This is a genomic window from Advenella sp. (assembly GCF_052108595.1).
Lineage (GTDB): Bacteria > Pseudomonadota > Gammaproteobacteria > Burkholderiales > Burkholderiaceae_B > Advenella.
In genome coordinates this window covers 1-19,623 of sequence record NZ_JBQEAU010000088.1, presented here as the reverse complement: position 1 = coordinate 19,623, position 19,623 = coordinate 1, and the positions used below count along the sequence as shown (strand labels likewise).

Sequence of the window (19,623 nt, the reverse complement as noted above, 5' to 3'; positions counted from 1 at the left end):
GTGGCAGTCCGCCGTATCCGATTTTGACCGGGACATCACCATCACTGCGCATGGCGCAGTGATCGAGCAGGGTAACGTGGCAGATATTGTCAACCCACTGGAGTCTGTCTATTGGCTGGCCAAGGTCATGGCCAGACAGCAGCGCAGCATTCCTGCGGGCGCAGTGCTTATTACCGGTAACCTGATGACGGTGAGATTTCCCCGCGCAGGCGATCAGTTTACGTTTGAACTCGGAGGGTTGGGGTCGGTATCCTTTCGCTGTGAACCATAATGGCATCAGCATCGCCAGCCTTATCCAGAAATGATCACCGGGTGCTTCGGGTTTCCTGATCGGGCAGCAGCCAGTGACATGGCGCGTGTACTCAATGGCTTGACGAAACGCCGACGTATGACGCTTTATTGCCGGATGTTGTGCGCTGCGAGAGCCTAGAAAAATTTGATTCAGGGCGCGAATATTATGTTTTTTTGGCGCTCTTGGACTATTCGGTTTGATTGATTTGCTTCAAAATGGTGGTGGGTTTTCTACTTTGTCCTACTGTCAGTCTTACCGATGTATTTCAAAGATTTTGTCAATGGGCTGTCCGGACCATTCAGACTGAATTCAATGATGGCGGGTACAGATATCAACCTGCCGCGTTTTAATCAAATCCTGCCGCAAGTTCTGCCCAACGCCCAATTGCGTCCCGCCGCACAACAGACTCTTGCGTTCGGTGTCAATCTATCTGCATTTGCCTTGACCGCCAAGGCCAGTGTGGTCATGCTGCAGGCAAATCATGCCGATCTGATATTGGCGCCATCGGCGCTGGCCCCTACCGCCAGCAACAGCCAACGATGGTTTCTGTTATGTGCATGGGAGGCAGTAGAATTCACCGAAAATGCCAACAGCCGTACATTACAGCCAGGCGATCTGCTGCTTATTCACAGTTCCGGTGCGGCCAGCCTGCGTCCGCGAGTCAAGCTTGACTGTACCATCATTGCCTTGCAGGAGCCTTGTGTCGCACATTGGCAATCGCTGTTTCGGCAGGCCTGTAATCAGCACTTTTGCGCAGACAGCGGCTGGGCGCGATTGCTGTCGGTCTATTTGCGTGAATTGAATGAATCTTTCATGGAGCGGATCGCCACCGTACCGTCGGATCAGAGTGTCTGTCTGGACACGGTGCTTTCGCTGGCAGTCATGATGATGGGGCAGAGCGTACCACACGGTCTGGCGGGCCGGATACCCGATAGGCGACGCCAGGCCCGGCATAAGCTGTACACTGACATAACGCTGTGGCTCTACTTGAATTTCGGGGAAGCCAACCTGACAGGCAAAAAGGTGGCTCGGGAATTTCGTATTTCCGTGCGTACGCTGCATAAGCTGTTTCGTGAGTTCAATGATTCGGCCTCATTCGCGATTTTTCTGAACAATATCCGCATGTGGAACGCCAGAAACATGTTGCGCGATTCGCTGCTGGGGCATCTTAACGTGAGCGACATTGGCTGGCTTTGTGGATTTGCCGATCCTGCGCATTTTGGCAAGGTTTTCAAAAAACATCATTCGATCACGCCCGGGCAAATGCGTGATATCGCGCACAGCAATGATGGACCCCAGGCACCGTATTAAGTGCTGCTGTTCGCGACAGCAGCACTGGTCGCGTTCAACGCAGATTACGTTCAAGGCGTGTGCAGCACGGTTTCGTCCTGCGCAGTTACTTCGCGGGGTCGGCCGGGATCCATTTTTCGGCCATTTGATCGTACTGGCCACTGGCTTTGAGCAGGTGCATCCACTGGTCGACATATAGCTTGAATCGTATGTCATTGTCAGGGATCAGGTATCCCATTTCGGCATATTGCAGTGGTTGATCCGGATTGACCGCGCATAGCTTGGGGTTCAGTTTGCTCTGGACCCGGGCCTCGGCCGCTTCGGTCACAAAGGCATCGGCCTTGCCATTGGCAACCTCATCAAAAATGGTCAGATTGTCCTTGTGCATGGTGAGCGACGCTTTTGACAGCATGGTGCGCGCAAATTTTTCATTGCTGCCGCCAGGATTGGCCACAATCCTTACTTCCGGGCGATTCAGGGCCTCGATGCTTTGATATTTGTCCTTGTCCTCGCAGCGGACAATCGGCGTTTTGCCATTTACCATATAGGGTGCGCTGAAAAAGGCTTTTTTCTGGCGTTCCACAGACACTGAGATGCCGCCGGCGCCAATATCGCATTTGCCGGAGGTAAAATCGGCCATCAGATTGGCCCAGGTGGTTTTGACAACCTGCATATTTGCGCCCAGGGTGCCGGCCAGGGCGTTCATCAGGTCGATATCCAGGCCTTCAAAATGCCCACCCTGGTCAAAACTGAACGGCTTGTAATCGCCTGGCGTACAGACGCGCAGGGTTTTGCTGTCCGTGACCTGTTTGAGCGTATCGGGGGCCGCTTGCGCCAGTACCGAAAGCGGCAAGGTGCAAAGCAAGGCGGACAGCAGGGTTCTTTTCATGGTTATTCTCCGAAGACAAGGATGGGAAAAACAGCAAGTCTGGCGCAATTTCAGATGCAATACAATCAGGCATATCCCAATATGCGGGTACACTGGCCGGTGCATACCCAATCTACAACATTGACACAATGAATATCTCGCCCTGGCTGACCGGCTTTGAGCCACTTCATTCACCACACATTACTCATCTGATTCTAGGTAGTTTCCCGTCGGAAGCGTCGCTTGCGCGTCAGGGTTACTACGGACATCCGCAGAATCAGTTCTGGCGGCTGATGGGGGCGATCCTGGATGAACCCATGAATACCCTGGACTATGAGGCGCGTACCGCAATTTTGCTGGCGCACCGGATCGGGCTCTGGGATGTGTACTCAGGCTGCGAGCGTGTTGGCAGTCTGGACAGCGCCATCCGTCGGGGCCAGCTCAATCCACTGCATACCCTGTTTGCTGCCGCGCCAGCCTTGCAGTATGTGGGGTTCAATGGCAAGGCGGCTGCCAGGGCAGGGCAGCCACATATTCCCGTGCATATCCAGACGCAGACGTTGCCTTCAAGCAGCCCCGCCTACACGCTGGCCTTTGCTGCCAAGCTGCAGCAATGGCGGCAGTTTTTTGCGCAGCGCCATACTTGACGCAGCGGCAGGTGGCGTTACCCGTGTCGGCAGCCTCCGGTTCGGATACCCCCTGGTGTAGCTTGGTCAGTGCGGCCAGGTTAATGCGGCCCGTTTGGCGCGCCTTGGTAATAATCACGATTGTCTTCACCCTATAGGGTTCTGATACAATAGCCCGGTTCGACGCTGTACCTGTTGCGCCGCTCATCTGCTGCTTATTCGCCAGCCATCCGCCTGGGTTTTTACCCGGCTTTGCCGATTGGATCGGCCAGGCCTGTGCGACGGGCGAGCCGCACTGTCCGAACCGGCGCAACGCAATTCCAGTTGTCATATATCAACCCTCTTCAAGAAAAAAAATCAAGGAGCATCACATGAGTCTGTCACGTCGCCATTTACTGAAAGCCGCCGGTTTGTCCGGCCTGGCAACAGTCTGGCCAGGTATCGGCCTGGCACAGAATGCACCCAAGCTGGAAAAAACCGATGTGTCTATTGCCGTGGGCGGCAAGGGTCTGGTGTACTACCTGCCGCTGACCATTGCAGAACAAAAGGGCTTCTTCGAGGAAGAAGGGCTCAACGTCAAGGTCGCCGATTTCGCCGGCGGCTCCAAAGCCTTGCAGGCCGTGGTCGGGGGCAGCGCTGATGTCTGCTCCGGGGCATTTGAGCATACCATCAACCTGCAATCGAAGAAACAGTATTTTCGTGCGTTTGTGCTGCAAGGGCGTGCCCCAATGATCGTTCTGGCGGGCAACAAGAAAACGCTGGCCGGCTACAAATCGCCAGCCGACCTCAAAGGCAAGAAAATCGGCGTTACGGCGCCCGGTTCCTCCACTAATATGCTGGTCAGTTTTTTCCTGGCTCAGCACGGGTTGAAGGATTCCGATGTGTCCATTATCGGCGTTGGCGGTGGCGCCGGTGCGGTCAGCGCCCTGCGTGCCGGTCAGATCGATGCACTCAGCAACCTGGATCCGGTGATCAGCTTGCTCGACGGCACCGGTGATATCTTCACGATTGCCGATACCCGCACCCTGAAAGATACGCAAACCATTTTTGGCGGCCCCATGCCTGCCGGCTGCCTGTATACCGCGCAAAAGTATATTGATGAAAATCCGGGCACGGTGCAGGCGCTGACCAACGCCATGGTCAAGGCTGACAAATGGATTCAGACTGCAGGCGCAGAAGAGATCATGAAAACGGTCCCCAAAAACTATCTGCTGGGCAACCCCGATGTTTACAAGCTTGCGCTGACCAAGAGTTTTGAGGGATTGTCGCCCGACGGCCGGATTGATCCCAAAGGCGCTGAAACGTCATTGAAAGCACTGTCTGTCTATATCGCCGGCTTCAAGGCCGACGATATAGACCTGTCCAAGTGCTGGACCAATGATTTCACCGACAAAGCTGCCAATGCCTGATGCTATGAATGATGCTGCCTTAAGCCTGGACAAGATCACCTGCACGTTTGTCTCCAAGGACAACCGTGACCAGAAGTACACCGCAGTCCGAGATGCGACGCTGCATATCGCTCCCGGAGAATTCGTTGCCGTAGTGGGACCCACAGGCTGTGGCAAATCCACGCTGCTCAATGTGGGAGCAGGCCTGCTTACCCCCTCATCGGGGCAGGTGCGGGTGTTTGGTCAACCTTTGTCCGGGATCAACAAACGGGCTGGCTATATGTTCCAGGGCGAAGCGTTGCTGCCGTGGCGCAATGCGCTGGATAACGTGACAGCCGGTCTGGAGTTTGCGGGCACGGCCAAGGAAGAAGCCAAGCGCCAGGGGCTGGACTGGTTGCGTCGTGTTGGCTTGTCCCAGGCCGAATATAAATACCCGCATCAAATGTCCGGCGGCATGCGCAAGCGCGTCATGCTGGCGCAAACGCTGATTCGCGATCCCGATATTATTCTTATGGATGAGCCGTTTTCGGCCCTGGATATCCAGACCCGGCAACTGATGGAAAATGAAGTGCTCGATATCTGGATGAAGCAGCGCAAGGCCGTGCTCTTCATTACCCACGACCTTGACGAAGCTATCGCCATGAGCGACCGGGTAGTCGTGCTGTCTGCGGGGCCAGGAACCCATATCATGGGCGAGTTTCACATCGATCTGCCGCGTCCGCGCGATGTGGCCGAGGTTCGTGCTCACCCGCGCTTTGTTGAACTTCACCAGGCTATCTGGAGCGTCCTGCGTGACGAAGTTCTCAAAGGCTACGATCAACAAAAACGGAAGTAATATGTGGAACGCCATTAAACCCTCACCCAAAAACTACCGCGCGTGGCAGTTGCTGATCGTCATCGTTCTGCTAGGGTCCTGGTACTTCATTACCCTGAACGATACGGCCGCGTTCTTTTTTGGTCGGCCGCTGGGCGTGGCCGAGGTCATCTGGAACTGGTTCATCGTCAATGCAGATATCTACAGGCATTTGGGGATCACGCTCATTGAAACCCTGCTGGCCTTTTTCCTGGGCACCGTGTTCGGCATGGGCTTTGGCCTGTGGTTGGGGCTGTCCCGTACTGCCAGCCTGGTGCTTGATCCTTTCCTGACCGCGCTCAATTCCATGCCCCGGGTCATTCTTGCGCCTATTTTTGCGATGTGGTTCGGGCTGGGTATCGGGTCCAAAGTCGCACTGGCCTTTACGCTGGTATTCTTTATCGTGTTCTTCAATGTTTTCCAGGGTATCCGCGAAGTGAGTCCGACGCTGCTGGATAACGCGCGCATGCTGGGCGCCAACCGACGCCAGCTGCTGCGTCACGTATACATCCCCTCTGCAACCAGTTGGGTCTTCTCCAGTCTTCATGCGTCGGTCGGCCTGGCCTTCGTCGGTGCGGTTGTCGGAGAGTATCTGGGCTCTGCCAGCGGCGTCGGCTACCTGATCCTACAGGCCGAGGGTACCTTCGATATTAATACGGTGGTGGCCGGCATCATTGTGCTCACGGTGTTTGCCCTTATTCTGGACGGTATCGTCAGCATTACCGAGAAGTATGCGCTCACCTGGCGCCCGGCAGCGGGTGAAACCGAAAAGCTGTAGCGATCTGTCCCGGATGCACCCGGGACAAGCGCTTCATTATCCTTAACATATAAAGGCGTTGCATCGCCAGGAATTTGCAGTCATGAAAAAACAGATTAGAATCGCCGCGATACCCGGAGACGGTATCGGCAAGGAAGTCATGCCGGAGGGGCTGCGGGTTCTGCAGACTGTGAACGAAAAATTCGGTCTGAACCTTGCGGTTACCGAATTTGAGTGGGCCAGTTGCGACTACTATGAAAAGCATGGGCAGATGATGCCCGATGATTGGTTCGAAACGCTCAAATCCTTCGATGCGATTTATTTCGGTGCAGTCGGCTGGCCTGACAAAGTGCCCGATCATATTTCCCTGTGGGGTTCTTTGCTTAAATTCCGTCGCGAATTTGATCAGTATGTGAACTTGCGGCCTGTGCGCCTGATGCCCGGCGTGCCATGTCCGCTGGCCAACCGCAAGCCTGGCGATATTGATTTTCTGGTGGTGCGCGAGAACACCGAAGGTGAGTATTCTTCAGTAGGCGGCAAGATTTTTGAAGGTACCGACAGGGAAGTGGTGCTGCAGGAGTCGGTTTTTACCCGCAAGGGCGTGGACCGTATTCTGAAATATGGCTTTGAACTGGCCAATCGAAGCGAACGTAAAACACTGACCGCCGCGACCAAGTCCAACGGTATTTCAATCAGTATGCCGTATTGGGATGAGCGTGTGGTGGCAATGGCCAAGCAGTACCCAGACGTGAAATGGGACAAACAGCATATTGATATCCTGTGCGCGCGCTTCGTTTTGCAACCCGATCGCTTTAATGTGGTGGTTGCCTCCAATTTGTTTGGCGATATTTTGTCTGATCTGGGACCGGCATGCACCGGTACCATCGGCATCGCGCCTTCGGCAAACCTGAATCCGGAACGCGATTTCCCGTCTCTGTTCGAGCCGGTGCACGGTTCTGCGCCGGATATCTTTGGCAAAAACCTTGCCAATCCGGTGGCCATGATCTGGTCAGGTGCGATGATGCTCGAATTTTTTGCGGCGGACAACCCCGACGCACAAAAAGCGGCAGACAGCATTATGCGGGCGGTGGAAGCGACATTGCTCAATGGGCCGAAGACCCCCGATCTTGGGGGGCAGGCAGGCACCACCGAGATGGGCAAGGCGATCGCGCAACTGGTCGCCAGTCAGCAGTAGGGCACGCACGCCCAGGCAACCGTTTTTGTGCCGGCCTGGGCGAAGCGATAAACGTTGGGCGTGATGCGTGCCAATACGTTGGCTAATACACTGAATAATCCGCTGACTAATTCACAGGCCACTACGTCGGCCAGTTCGCAGACCTATACGCGCAACGAACCGAATCGTCCCGGTTCTGTCAAACCGCTATTTGAAAGTACCATCGTCAGATCGGCTTGGCCGGTGCTGACGATTTTTTATCTGTTATCGTGTGATAATCGAACGGATTAAGTTGTGATGCCTGCAATCTGCAAGCCATTTTTTCAGGCATCACTATTTTAAGCCGAACGCTGCTGGCAATGTTGAGTGCCGCACCCGATTTACAGGCGCCGCATGTACCGACAGACCTATCCAGATACGTTTATCGCCAGACCTTTTCGTAAAAGAATGAGCATGAGCAACATCAACAGCAAACCGACGATTTCCATTGGCGCCCTTGGGGGCACGATCAGCATGACCGGCACGCCGGGCGGTCAGGGAGTGAGCTCGAACCTTGGCGCAGAGGAGCTGGCCCAGTCTGTGCCTGGGCTGGCGCAGGCTGCCACGCTTAATTTGCATACGCTGGCCAGAATGGCCAGTGGTTCCATCCGTTTTCAGCATCTGTTCGATACCCTGGCGTGGGCGCAGCAGCAGATTGATCTGGGCGCGCAGGGGGTGGTCATTACCCAGGGCACCGACACACTGGAAGAATCGGCGTTTCTGCTTGATCTATTCTGGGACCGACGTCAACCACTGGTGCTGATGGGGGCCATGCGCAATCCGCAAATGCCTGGCGCTGATGGCAGCGCCAATCTGCTGGCCGCGGTGCAGGTCGCGGCCGACCAGAATAGTTGCGGTCGCGGGGTGCTGGTGGTCATGAATGACGACATTCATGAGGCGCGGCGCGTGCGCAAAATGCATACCACCCATGTTGATGCATTTATCTCGCCTGTGTTTGGGCCTGTCGGGGTCGTGCAGGAAGGTCGGGTACGCTATCTGCGCGATACGCCTGAAACACCACGCTTGCCGGCGCCATCAGTGCACGGCGACAAAGTGCTGTTGCTCGAGCACAGCCTTGATGACGATCCTGATATCGTCTCTTATGCATTGGGCGCGGGATATGCAGGCATCGTGATCGCCGGGTTTGGTTCCGGACATGTGTCGGAACCGCTGCGCGATGCATTGGTGGCGGCAGTAGCGCAGGTGCCCATCATCATGTGCAGCCGTACGGGTGCCGGCAGCACCACCACGGCAGTGTATGGTTATAAGGGGGCGGAAATCGATTTGCAACAGCACGGTATTTTGATGGGTGGCTGGTTGTGCCCGCGCAAGGCCAGGCTGCTGCTTAGCGCCGCCATCTGGAACGGACTCAATCGCGACGCGATTAACAGCCTGCTGATCGCCTGGTCAAAGTAAAAACCAGTTTATTTCAAGTGTATTTGCAAGAGGAAATGTCATGTCATATCGGTATCTGGGCAAAAGCGGATTGAGCATCTCTCCCCTTACGTTAGGGACTATGATGTTTGGCGGACAAACGGATGAAGCGCAAGCGCACCGTATTATTCAGGACGCAAGGGAGCGGGGGATCAATTCCATTGATACTGCAGATGTCTATAACGGCGGCCAATCCGAGCGTGTGGTGGGACGAGCCCTCAAAGACAATCGTGATTTCTGGGTGCTGGCCACCAAGCTGGGCAACCCTGCAGGAGAGGGACCAAATGAACGGGGCATCTCGCGCAAATGGATTATTCAGTCTGTGGAAGCGAGCCTGAAACGACTGGGCACCGACTATATCGATATCCTGTATATGCATCGCGAAGTGCCCGGCCAGCCGCTGGGCGAGGCGATTCGCGCCATTGCCGATCTGATCCGCCAGGGCAAGCTGCGCTATTTCGGCGTATCGAACTTTCGGGGCTGGAAAATTGCCGATACCGTCCGGTTGGCCGATGAGCTGGGCATTGACCGTCCTGTGGCCAGTCAGCCGTTATACAACCTGGTTTCACGCAATGCAGAAGTGGAGCAGTTGCCCGCTGCAGCAAACTATGGAATTGGCGTGATTTCCTACAGCCCGCTGGCGCGCGGCGTGTTGACGGGCAAATATGCGGCAGATGCGCCGCCACCGCCCGATTCCAGGGCTGGTCGCGGCGACAAGCGTATCCAGCAAACGGAATTTCGTCCAGAGTCGCTGCAGGTGGCGCAGAAAATCAAGGCACATGCTCAGGCGCTGGGCATATCCGCCGCCGATTTTGCGCTGGCATGGGTGTTGAACAATCAATACGTGACCTCGGCCATTGTGGGACCGCGTACGTTTGAACAATGGCAATCTTATCTTAATGCGCTGCAATATCGGCTGACCGAAGAAGACGAGGCGCTGGTTGATGCTCTGGTCACGCCGGGTCATGCATCCACGCCTGGTTACAACGATCCGGGACATCCAGTACGGGGACGTGTGCCGTATCCTGGCCGTGAAGGGCCGGGAGATTTCATGTCGTTTGCGAAGGTGACTCCACAGCAGGAAAAGTCGTAAGCCAGGGTGACTCCCTTTCAGGTAGACGGCTCTAGCAAATCGTGACGTCTGGCGTGTCGGGGAGTGTCGTAACTGGGCGGCGTCCCCTTGGTTCGTTCTTGCAGTGAACATGGGAGTGAATATGGGAGTGGACATATATAAGGTTGCTGCAATGTGTGTTAATGTGCGCGGCGGTCCTGTCGGATCTTGTGTAGTTGATCAACCATTCCAAGCTTATTGAGTTTCGCATAAAGGGTGCTTTTTGCTATGCCTAACTCTCGCGCCATGAGCGTAAGGTTTCCACTACAGGACTGGAGCATCTGTTGAATCACCTGACTTTCACTGGCCTTAAGTTTTCCCAGGTTGACAGGGATGGCTGGCGCAGCTTGAGTGCCATTGCCTGGGGCATCCGGTTGCAGATGCGATGGCAGGTCTGTGACTTGCAATACGGATGACGGGGACGTGAGGTACATGCTTTCGATGGTATTTCGCAGTTCGCGGATATTGCCGGACCAGTGATATTGACATAACAGCGCCATCGCATCGTCCGAGATTGTTTTCGGGCCCGCATCATACCGGGAGCAAAGGCGCTGCAGCAGGTGCCGAGCCAATAAAGGAATATCTTCGGCCATTTCGCGCAACGCTGGCAGCTGTATGCTCGTGACTGAGATGCGATAATACAGATCTTCACGAAAGCGACCTTCGGCAACCTCACGCTGCAGGTTACGATGCGTTGCCGCAATGAGTTTGAATTGAATTTTCCGGGGCGTTGTTTCTCCGATACGGTAGATTTCCCCTTCTTCCAGCACACGCAACAAATGCGGTTGCAATGCCAGTGGCATTTCACCGATCTCATCAAGAAACAACGTGCCGCCATGAGCAGCTTCAACCTTGCCTGTCATGCCACCCCGACGGGCACCGGTAAACGCGCCATCGGCGTAGCCAAACAGCTCGCTTGCCAGCAGGTCTGCAGACATGCCTCCACAATTGATGGCGACAAATGGCCGGGGCGCCGGCTTGGCAGCATTGGCTTTGGAGGCAGCTATACTTGTACTTTCTGCAAACTGGTGCATGGCGCGAACCATGTTTTCCTTGCCCACCCCTGTCTCGCCTAGCACCAGCACCGGTACGTTTACAGTTGCCAGGCGTCGGGCCTTGGCGATCGCATCGCGCAGTGGTCGTGCCGTTCCGACAATGCGATCGAATGCATCCGGCTCCGGCCGGCCCATGTATTGACGAGAGTGCGCCAGCGAGGCGCCATCGACACGGACACAGGGTGGCTCTCTGCGAGGAAGGGTCAAAATGGACCCGACTCTTGTTCCTTCAACAGTGACCGCTTCAACCCAATCCGGATTAAGCCACCCTGGCATTGCCGTGTCACCGCCGGGATCGGCCTGCCTGAAATTCAGAGCAGCAATCGTCTGCATTCGTTCGGGGTCCACGCAGATATCCATGTCACGCAGAATCTGCCTGGCGTAAGGGTTCAGCTTGAATGGACGTCCGTGTCTGTCGACAATAATGATGCCGTCCTGAGTGCCAAAATACCGATCCATGCTGCGCTCAAGCAGTTGGTTTCGAAAATGCAACTCATTTTTGGACAATAAGTTTTCAATACGGCTGGCGGTGTTTGCTACCAGTGCCAGGCTGTTTGGCGTGTAGGTGTTATGCAAGCCGGAAATATCAATCGCACCCACTGTGCGCCCATCCAGCGGATCCTGAATGACGGCTGCTGCGCAGGTCCACGCTTTGACCTGAGCGCAGAAATGCTCGGCCGAATGAATTTGTACCGGCAGGCCGGTTGCCAGCGCGGTGCCAATCGCATTCGTGCCTGAAAGCAGTTCGTCCCAGCTCTGGCCGGAAACCAGAGATACGTTCTCGGCCGCACTCTGGGTTCGGCTGTCGCCCTCAACGGACAGAATGACGCCCTGGGGGTCGGTCAGAATCATGATCGAACCGGTTTCCTCAAGTACGTCTTTTGCCATTTGCATGACCGGCTGACTGCAGGTCAGCAGATCGGCATGCTGTTCCTGCAAGTTGCGCAACGAGGCGCCCTCTAGCGCAGGGGACGTGGTCGGATGAAATGGGTCAAGTTGCGCGTGCAGGCAGCGTTGCCACGAGTCAGTCACTAGAGGACGCAGTGCGTCTGAATGGCAGGGACCGCCGTGAACGATGCGCTCCCAGACTGACATGACAAGGCCATTCTTTTCGGGGTCGGATAGCCTTTGTGATCTTTTGGTCTTGATCATATTGTCTCCCGCTTTGTGCTGATACTTATCACTACCTTCAGCCTTTCCGGTAGTGTGCCTGATTCCCCTTTAGCACTGAGTGACTGGCTTGCTCCTGACTGGTTCACTTAAGACTGGTTCGCTTAAGTCCGGATCGGTTAAGACCAGATTGCTTAAGACTGATTCGGTTAGTCTGGCGAAGGCCGCCTGTTGCATTTGTGGGGTTGATCGTATTGCTAACTATAACGTCGCAGGTCTTGATTTTGCAATATATGAAAAACCGATGGAGCATGCTTTTGCCGTAAGGCGAATTCATTTTTCTGCCGTGCCTTTGGTATGAATCGCGTTCGTCACGTCGTTCAAATTTCATACGTTGTCATCAAATACGTATGGGATTCGAACGTTCAGGACAGCGCTTTTTTTAAAATCAATAGTAGGAAAACTGAAGAGAAAAATAAATTTTTCAGAAAAATCAGATGGTTGAATATCGATAAAAAAAGTTGGCCCGGAAATTGCTATATCTCTGCGCACGACAGTCAATTCTGTTGTTCAGGCAGCCCGGTGGACGCAATGGCAATGCGCCTGTCTGGTTGCGAGGTTAGCAATTATTCGGAGACAAAAATATGCAAACTGAATCAATGCCCGTTCAGGTAATGGGTATCGATGCCGGCGGCACGATGACCGATACCTTTTTCGTCAGCAGCGACGGCAGGTTCGTTGTCGGCAAGGCCCAGAGCAACCCTGGCGACGAGTCCCAGGCAATTTACGAATCCTCCCAGGATGCCCTGGCACCCTGGGGACGCAGCGTTGAAGACGTCTATCCCCAGCTGCTCGCTTGCGTATATTCGGGAACAGCGATGCTCAATCGGGTGGTAATGCGCAAGGGGCTGGACGTTGGCCTGATGTGCAACAAAGGGTTCGAGGATATTCATTCGATGGGACGTGCACTGCAGAGCTATCTTGGCTATGCGCTGGAAGATCGTATTCATCTGAATACGCACCGCTACGATGAACCATTGGTGCCGCTATCGCGCACACGCGGGGTGACGGAAAGAACCGATGTACAGGGAAAAATCGTTATTCCACTGAATGAAGACGAAGTACGCTCCGTCACGCACGAGCTGGTCCATAGTGGCGCCAAGGCCATCGTCATCAGCCTGCTGCAGTCCCACAAAAATGGACAGAACGAGCAGCGCGCCCGCGATATATACCTGGAAGAACTCAAAAAAATGGGCAGCGATATTCCTGTCTTCGCAACGATCGACTACTATCCTTCCCGAAAGGAGAGCCATCGAACCAACACGACCGTGCTTGAAGCCTATGCGGCGGAGCCGTCGCGCGCCACGCTCAAACGCGTCAGTGATCGGTTCAAGAAACACGGCGGCAAGTTCGATTTGCGCGTGATGGCCACGCATGGCGGAACCATCGGCTGGCGAGCCAAGGAACTGGCCCGAACCATCGTCTCCGGCCCCATCGGAGGCGTGATCGGCTCGAAATATCTGGGCGAACTGCTTGGCTACGAGAATATTGCCTGCAGTGACATCGGTGGCACCAGTTTTGATATGGCGCTCATCACCAAAGGCAATTTTGCCATCAAGTCCGATCCCGACATGGCTCGGCTGGTGCTGTCGTTGCCACTGGTCGCCATGGACTCGGTAGGGGCAGGCGCCGGCAGTTTTGTTCGTATCGATCCTTACAGCGGCGCGATCAAGCTCGGCCCCGACAGCGCCGGCTATCGTGTCGGCATGTGTTGGCCTGAAAGCGGTCTTGATACCGTTTCGGTAACCGACTGTCACGTGATCCTGGGCTATTTGAACACCGACAATTTCCTGGGCGGGGCGATCAAGCTGGACGTCGATCGCGCACGCCGTTGTCTGAAGGAACAGATCGCCGATCCGCTGGGCCTGTCGGTCGAGGATGCGGCATCGGGTGTGATTGAACTGCTTGACCTGCAATTGCGTGAATATACGCGTTCCATTATCAGTGCCAAGGGCTACAACCCAGCCGATTTCGTCTGCTTCTCGTATGGCGGTGCAGGCCCGGTCCACACCTACGGCTATACCGAGGGCCTGGGCTTTGAAGATGTCATCGTGCCTGCATGGGCAGCCGGTTTCTCGGCCTTCGGTTGCGCTTGCGCCGAGTATGAATATCGGTATGACAAGAGTGTCGACATTGCGGTGCCACCTAGCGCCGGGGACGAGGTCAAGGTTGCAGCAGGCAAAACCCTGACCGAAGCGTGGGCCGAGCTTGCAGAGAAGGTGATCGAGGAGTTCATCATCAATGGCTTCAAGCGTGAAGATGTCATGCTGCGCCCAGGCTACAGCATGCAGTATCTTGGCCAGTTGAATGATCTGGAAATCGACTCTCCCATCAGCGCCGCCGCCACGGTGGCCGATTGGGAAAAACTGGTTGGCGCTTTCGATGAAACCTATGCCCGTGTGTATGCCACGTCGGCCAGTTCCCCTGAGCTCGGGTTCGGTGTCACCAGCGCCATCATGCGAGGCAGTGTGGTCTCCAAAAAACCCGAACTGCCAGAAGAGAAACTGGTCGGAGAGACGCCACCAAAAGAGGCGTTGCTTGGCAAGCGTCCATTCTACCGTCGCAAGGAATGGCAGCAGGCTGATGTCTGGTCCATGGAAAAACTGCAGGCCGGAAACCGTATCGTCGGTCCTGCTGTGATCGAATCTGACTCCACGACCTTCGTGGTGCCCAAAGGGTTCGAAACCAGACTCGATACACACCGCTTGTTCCATCTGAAAGAAGTCAAATAGAAAGCAGGAGACACATATGAATAATATGATGACAAAGAACGTGTTCGGTCCGGGGGAGTTGCTGGGCAACGGCAAGACGCTGCGCGAACATCGTAACGAGGTTCTGTCGAAAACGCGCGAGACCGGGCACTACAACGGCCTGAGCACGCTGCACTTCAAGGAAAAGGATCCGATCCGCTATGAGAAAATGTTTTCCAGGTTGCGCGGCGGTCTGGTTCATGCCCGCGAAACCGCGAAGAAAATCGCGGCCTCTCCGATCGTGGAGCAGGAAGGCGAACTGTGCTTTACGCTGTATAACGCCGCAGGCGATTGTATTCTGACCTCAACCGGGATCATTATCCACGTGGGTACCATGGGTGCGGCGATCAAGTACATGATCGAGAACGACTGGGAAGCCAACCCCGGCATCAACCCGGGTGATATGTTCACCAACAACGATTGCACCATCGGTAATGTTCACCCTTGCGATATTGCGACCATTGTTCCCATTTTCTGGGCAGATCGGCTGGTGGGATGGGTCGGGGGCGTGACCCACGTTATCGATACGGGCTCCATCAGCCCGGGCTCCATGTCCACTGGTCAGACACAGCGTTTTGGCGACGGCTATATGACGACCTGCCGCAAGACAGGTGTCAATGACCAGCCTCTGCGTGACTGGCTGCATGAAAGCCAGCGCTCCGTACGTACACCGAAGTACCTGATTCTGGATGAGCGTACCCGTATCGCCGGTTGCCATATGATCCGGGCGTTGGTAGAAGAAGTGATCGAAAGCGAAGGTGTCGAGGCGTTTGAAACTTTTGCTTACGAAATCATCGAGGAAGGGCGTCGGGGCTTGCGGCAACGGCTCAAGGATATGACCATTCCGGGCGTCTATCGCAAGGTGGCGTTTGTTGACGTGCCGTACGACCATGAAGATGTCAACCTGACGTCTTCTTACGCCAAAATGAATACGATCATGCACGCGCCCACAGAGCTTACGATCAGGCCGGATGGTTCTTGGCGCATGAACTTCGAAGGAGGCAGTCGCTGGTGCTGGCACAGTTTCAACGCCAACCAGGTCGCTTTCACCAGCGGTATCTGGGTGATGCTGACCCAGACGCTGGTGCCAACGCAACGGATCAATGATGGCGCCTATTACGCAACTGAGTTCCATATTCCCAAGGGAACATGGATGAATCCGGACGACCGCCGTACAGCGCATGCCGATGCCTGGCACTATCTTGTTTCCGCCTGGACCGGCATGTGGCGTGCCATGAGCCAATCCTATTTCAGTCGAGGTTATCTGGAAGAGGTCAATGCGGGTAACGGCAACACCAGTAACTGGCTGCAGGGTGGCGGTATCAACCAGGATGGTGAAATTCACGCCGTCAACAGCTTTGAGACGGCGGCCACCGGCACCGGCGCCTGCGCGGTCAAGGATGGCCTGAATCATGCTGCCGCCGTATGGAACCCCGAAGGCGACATGGGGGATATCGAAATCTGGGAAATGGCCGAGCCTTTGCTGTTCATGGGACGCACGGTCAAATGCAACTCAGGTGGCTATGGCAAGTACCGCGGCGGTTGCGGCCTGGAAACCTTGCGCATGGTATGGCACGCGCAGGACTGGACCATGTTCTTCTCGGGCAACGGCTACATGAATAGTGATTGGGGGATGATGGGCGGTTATCCTGCGGCCACCGGCTATCGCTTTGAAGCCCACCACACCGGGCTGAAAGATCGCATTGCCAATCGCGAGTCCCTGCCGCTGGGAGCCGATGCCAATCCGAACCATCCTGATTACGAGAAACATCTGGGCAAAGGCGCGGTGGTCAAGCGCGACAAGCAATGCATGACAACCGAAACCGTATTTGATGACCACGATTTGTACCTCAATTACATTCGTGGAGGCCCAGGTTTTGGTGATCCGCTGGATCGGGATCCTCAGGCGATTGCCCGGGATCTCAACTGCCGTTTCGTTCTGCCTGAATATGCCGAACGCGTCTATGGCGCGGTCATTGAAAAAGATGCCGATGGCGTATGGACGGTTGACGATAGCAAAACCGAAGAACGACGCAAGCAGATCCGCAAGGACCGCCTGAAACGCGCTGTTCCGGTACGCGACTGGATGAAACAGGAGCGCGAACGGATTATCGCCAAGGATGCGTCATTGCCGGTACGTCATATGTACTCAACCAGCTTCGGTCTGAGCGAACAATTCACCAACGAATTCAAGTCCTTCTGGGATTTGCCTGCCGATTGGTCGTTGCCCGAATCCGAGCTGGGTGTTCCATCCTTTGGCTCCACGTATCGCAATGACATTTCCGAAATGCCCGACGTTCGTACGGTCGTGCTGGTGGAAGAGTAAATCGAAGGGATCGGCGCCAAGGCAGCCGATCCCGCTACAACAATATTGGAGATAATTTATGTCAGTTTATACAAAGGAACAGGTCAAAAATCTGGTTGACGGCAAACTCGATTGGGATACGACCTTGCGCATGTTGCAAATGCCCAAGGACAAGGAACGTTTTGAAATGTATCGTGATGTCCTGCAGGCCAAAATGTCATGGAAGGACGAAATCATTCTGCCGCTGGGGCCGCATCTTCATATCGTGCGCTCGGCGAAAACCGGCGAGTGGATCACCAAATGTGAGTGCGGGCATGAGTTTTGTGCCTATGACAAAAACTGGAAACTGGAGGCGAGCATTTTTGTACGTGACACGCCTGAAGCAATGGAGGAAGTCTATCCATTGCTCATGGCACCCGACACGCAGTGGCAGGTCTATCGGGAATATTATTGTCCTGATTGTGGCGTCATGCTTGATGTAGAAGCGCCAACGCCATGGTATCCCGTGATTCACGATTTTTCGCCGGATATTGAGGCTTTCTATAAAGACTGGCTGGGTCTTCCTGTGCCAAAAAAAGGGAAGTGAAACGGCGACTGCATTGGCGCCAGGCAGGGACGTTAGCCTGTTAGCCAACATGGCATCTTAATGAAGAATCAGGGCAGCATCACGAGCGTCATTTTCGTTACGTTCGTGATGCTGCCCTGAAATGTTCACTTATTATCGTTTTCGTACAGCCATTCCATTAAAGGCATCAGCCTTACAGTAAAACCAGGCTCAGCAACCATACCGTGATCATCCCGGCCACGCCCTGAATCAGCGTGGCCATGGTCTGCGCATAATAGGCGGTTGATACACGCATGCGGCTAAATTGGGTAACCACCCAGAAGAAACTGTCGTTGGCATGAGAGACGGTCATCCCGCCAGCGCCAATGGCCATCACGGTCAGCACGCGTCCCATTTCGCTATCCAGACCCAATTGACCGAGCATCGGCGCAACCAGCGCAGAAGTCGTTACCAGCGCGACGGTGGTCGAGCCCTGAGCTGTTTTAAGTGCTGCCGATACGATAAAGGGCATGAACAGCCCAATGCCCATGGTCGACAGGGTCGTGCCGATATAGTCGCCCAGCGGCGTCACTTTCAGAATCGCGCCAAAAGCACCGCCCGCACCCGTGATAAGCAGAATCGGTGCGGCAGAAGTCAGCCCTTGGGCGACATAGTCATGAAACTGCTGGCGTTTGCCCGTACCCTTGAGCAGGAACATGGCAGAAATCAGACCTGCGAGCAGCGCAACGACCGGATGCCCAAGGAACAACAGGACGTTGGCAACGGTGCCTTGGCCTAATGGCTTGCTGGGAAAGGCAACAACCGAGCCAATGCAGATCAAGATGATGGGCAGGAAAATTGGCGTGAATGCCTGCGCTGCGCTTGGCAGCACGCCATAGTCTTCACGGGTTTTCATCAAGCCCTGATTCGGGCCCACAGGCACCACTGGTGCTTCCAGTTCAATGTCCTTTTTCAGGAAAATATTGGCCCAGAGCAAACCGGCCAACGCCGTGACCGCAGATACGACCAGACCAACCAGAATGACCAGGCCCAGATTGTCCCCCAGTCCCAGGTTGCCGGCAGCCGCGATCGGCCCCGGTGTGGGGGGGACAAAGGTGTGGGAAGCATACAGACCTGTTGCCAGCGCGACGCTCATGGCAATCAGCGAGACATTCATGCGTTTTGCAATGGCTTCCTTCAATGAATTGAGAATGACGTAGCCTGAATCACAAAATACCGGAATGGAAACCAGATACCCGATCACGGACATGGTCAGCGTCGGGAAACGGTTGCCCAGCAGCTTGATGATACTGTCAGCCATGGTAATGGCTGCACCCGTTTTCTCCAGTATGACGCCAATGATGGTGCCCAGTACAATCACAATCCCGATACTGCCCATGATGCCACCGAAGCCGGTGGTGATGTGTTTGACAATATCCAGCAGCGGCACCTGATACATGAAGCCGCCGATAAAAGCCGCTGCCAGCAAAGCCAGGAACGGATGAAGTTTGAGTTTGGTTGTTGCCAGTACGATCAGCGCGATCAATATGGCAAGAATGGCGACCAGGTACATTTCAGTTGTCCTAATTCAATTGTCGTAAAGGGTTGGGTACAGCGGGTAATAATTCGGCGATTGTATCTTAATTATTCCCGGAAATCGTGGTCTTTCCCGTGCGCTCACGCATGTGCAGGGTAGCCGATGCTGGCGGATCGGGCAGAGGACACAAGGTGCAGGTGGCGACGATATATCAATGCAAGGGGCGTGCAATCGGTCCGAATGACTTGCGCGGTGGCGCCTGAACTGCCTCGCATATTTGCGTTTTGATCGGCATCCTCACTGGCCGAGCGAACCGGCGGCCACGTCGACTTTCATCGCGCAGGCCGAGCCAGCCTTGTGCAAAATAACCCCTGCCTTGCCCATGGATAGCAGGGCCGTGCACCAGAAAAAGTAAAGGTCGTTAAGAAAA

Annotated in this window: 14 protein-coding genes and 1 pseudogene; 12 read left to right on the top strand and 3 right to left on the bottom strand. The window is 55.0% G+C overall.

Annotated elements, in window-relative coordinates; genetic code table 11:
* Positions 1-271, top strand: a pseudogene (locus ACTIKR_RS15045) (hypothetical protein); the annotation flags it as partial.
* A gap of 333 nt (positions 272-604) precedes the next feature.
* Positions 605-1,603 (top strand): AraC family transcriptional regulator, encoded by a 999-nt coding sequence (locus tag ACTIKR_RS15040; RefSeq protein WP_193088409.1) that lies wholly within the window; start codon positions 605-607, stop codon positions 1,601-1,603.
* 85 nt (positions 1,604-1,688) lie between these two features.
* Here the strand turns inward: ACTIKR_RS15040 and ACTIKR_RS15035 are convergent, their stop codons facing one another.
* Positions 1,689-2,471 carry a transporter substrate-binding domain-containing protein gene (locus ACTIKR_RS15035; protein ID WP_193088402.1) on the bottom strand — a complete coding sequence of 261 codons (783 nt, stop codon included), beginning with the start codon at positions 2,469-2,471 and terminating at the stop codon, positions 1,689-1,691.
* Between the two features lie 128 nt (positions 2,472-2,599).
* On the opposite strand from ACTIKR_RS15035, the gene ACTIKR_RS15030 reads away from it, so the two are divergent.
* The 7 genes from ACTIKR_RS15030 (at position 2,600) to ACTIKR_RS15000 (ending at position 9,814) form a co-directional block, all read left to right on the top strand.
* On the top strand, positions 2,600-3,097 hold the full coding sequence (locus ACTIKR_RS15030) for a DNA-deoxyinosine glycosylase (protein WP_193088401.1): 498 nt from the start codon (positions 2,600-2,602) through the stop codon (positions 3,095-3,097).
* A 350-nt stretch (positions 3,098-3,447) separates the two neighbouring features.
* Positions 3,448-4,485 (top strand): ABC transporter substrate-binding protein, encoded by a 1,038-nt coding sequence (locus ACTIKR_RS15025; protein WP_193088400.1) that lies wholly within the window; start codon positions 3,448-3,450, stop codon positions 4,483-4,485.
* 4 nt (positions 4,486-4,489) lie between these two features.
* Positions 4,490-5,299: an ABC transporter ATP-binding protein gene (locus ACTIKR_RS15020; RefSeq protein ID WP_193088399.1), complete on the top strand. Its 810-nt coding sequence runs from the start codon at positions 4,490-4,492 to the stop codon at positions 5,297-5,299.
* Position 5,300: 1 nt separating this feature from the next.
* On the top strand, positions 5,301-6,095 hold the full coding sequence (locus ACTIKR_RS15015) for an ABC transporter permease (RefSeq protein ID WP_193088398.1): 795 nt from the start codon (positions 5,301-5,303) through the stop codon (positions 6,093-6,095).
* Between the two features lie 82 nt (positions 6,096-6,177).
* Positions 6,178-7,269, top strand: coding sequence for a tartrate dehydrogenase (locus tag ACTIKR_RS15010; RefSeq protein WP_193088397.1), 1,092 nt, complete (start codon positions 6,178-6,180; stop codon positions 7,267-7,269).
* A 432-nt stretch (positions 7,270-7,701) separates the two neighbouring features.
* A complete protein-coding gene (locus ACTIKR_RS15005; protein ID WP_442328247.1) occupies positions 7,702-8,703 on the top strand; it encodes an asparaginase in 1,002 nt (333 codons plus the stop codon).
* Positions 8,704-8,743: 40 nt separating this feature from the next.
* A complete protein-coding gene (locus ACTIKR_RS15000) occupies positions 8,744-9,814 on the top strand; it encodes an aldo/keto reductase (protein ID WP_193088395.1) in 1,071 nt (356 codons plus the stop codon).
* 158 nt (positions 9,815-9,972) lie between these two features.
* Here ACTIKR_RS15000 and ACTIKR_RS14995 read toward each other — a convergent pair whose 3' ends face one another.
* Positions 9,973-12,039 (bottom strand): sigma-54-dependent Fis family transcriptional regulator, encoded by a 2,067-nt coding sequence (locus ACTIKR_RS14995; protein WP_442328246.1) that lies wholly within the window; start codon positions 12,037-12,039, stop codon positions 9,973-9,975.
* A 602-nt stretch (positions 12,040-12,641) separates the two neighbouring features.
* Here ACTIKR_RS14995 and ACTIKR_RS14990 point away from each other — a divergent pair.
* From ACTIKR_RS14990 to ACTIKR_RS14980, 3 genes are read left to right on the top strand one after another with little or no spacing between them, the layout of a single operon-like run.
* A complete protein-coding gene (locus tag ACTIKR_RS14990; protein ID WP_442328245.1) occupies positions 12,642-14,789 on the top strand; it encodes a hydantoinase/oxoprolinase family protein in 2,148 nt (715 codons plus the stop codon).
* 16 nt (positions 14,790-14,805) lie between these two features.
* Complete coding sequence (locus tag ACTIKR_RS14985) at positions 14,806-17,133, top strand: hydantoinase B/oxoprolinase family protein (RefSeq protein WP_442328244.1); 2,328 nt, start codon at positions 14,806-14,808, stop codon at positions 17,131-17,133.
* A 58-nt stretch (positions 17,134-17,191) separates the two neighbouring features.
* Positions 17,192-17,698, top strand: coding sequence for an acetone carboxylase subunit gamma (locus ACTIKR_RS14980; RefSeq protein ID WP_442328243.1), 507 nt, complete (start codon positions 17,192-17,194; stop codon positions 17,696-17,698).
* A 172-nt stretch (positions 17,699-17,870) separates the two neighbouring features.
* On the opposite strand, the gene ACTIKR_RS14975 is transcribed toward ACTIKR_RS14980, so the two are convergent.
* Positions 17,871-19,229, bottom strand: coding sequence for a GntP family permease (locus tag ACTIKR_RS14975; protein ID WP_193088390.1), 1,359 nt, complete (start codon positions 19,227-19,229; stop codon positions 17,871-17,873).
* Positions 19,230-19,623 lie beyond the last annotated feature (394 nt).

Coding starts and splice junctions, on each gene's coding strand:
- ACTIKR_RS15040 (WP_193088409.1), top strand. CDS start 605: ATGATGGCGGGTACAGATATCAACCTGCCGCGTTTTAATCAAATCCTG.
- ACTIKR_RS15035 (WP_193088402.1), bottom strand. CDS start 2,471: ATGAAAAGAACCCTGCTGTCCGCCTTGCTTTGCACCTTGCCGCTTTCG.
- ACTIKR_RS15030 (WP_193088401.1), top strand. CDS start 2,600: ATGAATATCTCGCCCTGGCTGACCGGCTTTGAGCCACTTCATTCACCA.
- ACTIKR_RS15025 (WP_193088400.1), top strand. CDS start 3,448: ATGAGTCTGTCACGTCGCCATTTACTGAAAGCCGCCGGTTTGTCCGGC.
- ACTIKR_RS15020 (WP_193088399.1), top strand. CDS start 4,490: ATGAATGATGCTGCCTTAAGCCTGGACAAGATCACCTGCACGTTTGTC.
- ACTIKR_RS15015 (WP_193088398.1), top strand. CDS start 5,301: ATGTGGAACGCCATTAAACCCTCACCCAAAAACTACCGCGCGTGGCAG.
- ACTIKR_RS15010 (WP_193088397.1), top strand. CDS start 6,178: ATGAAAAAACAGATTAGAATCGCCGCGATACCCGGAGACGGTATCGGC.
- ACTIKR_RS15005 (WP_442328247.1), top strand. CDS start 7,702: ATGAGCAACATCAACAGCAAACCGACGATTTCCATTGGCGCCCTTGGG.
- ACTIKR_RS15000 (WP_193088395.1), top strand. CDS start 8,744: ATGTCATATCGGTATCTGGGCAAAAGCGGATTGAGCATCTCTCCCCTT.
- ACTIKR_RS14995 (WP_442328246.1), bottom strand. CDS start 12,039: ATGATCAAGACCAAAAGATCACAAAGGCTATCCGACCCCGAAAAGAAT.
- ACTIKR_RS14990 (WP_442328245.1), top strand. CDS start 12,642: ATGCAAACTGAATCAATGCCCGTTCAGGTAATGGGTATCGATGCCGGC.
- ACTIKR_RS14985 (WP_442328244.1), top strand. CDS start 14,806: ATGAATAATATGATGACAAAGAACGTGTTCGGTCCGGGGGAGTTGCTG.
- ACTIKR_RS14980 (WP_442328243.1), top strand. CDS start 17,192: ATGTCAGTTTATACAAAGGAACAGGTCAAAAATCTGGTTGACGGCAAA.
- ACTIKR_RS14975 (WP_193088390.1), bottom strand. CDS start 19,229: ATGTACCTGGTCGCCATTCTTGCCATATTGATCGCGCTGATCGTACTG.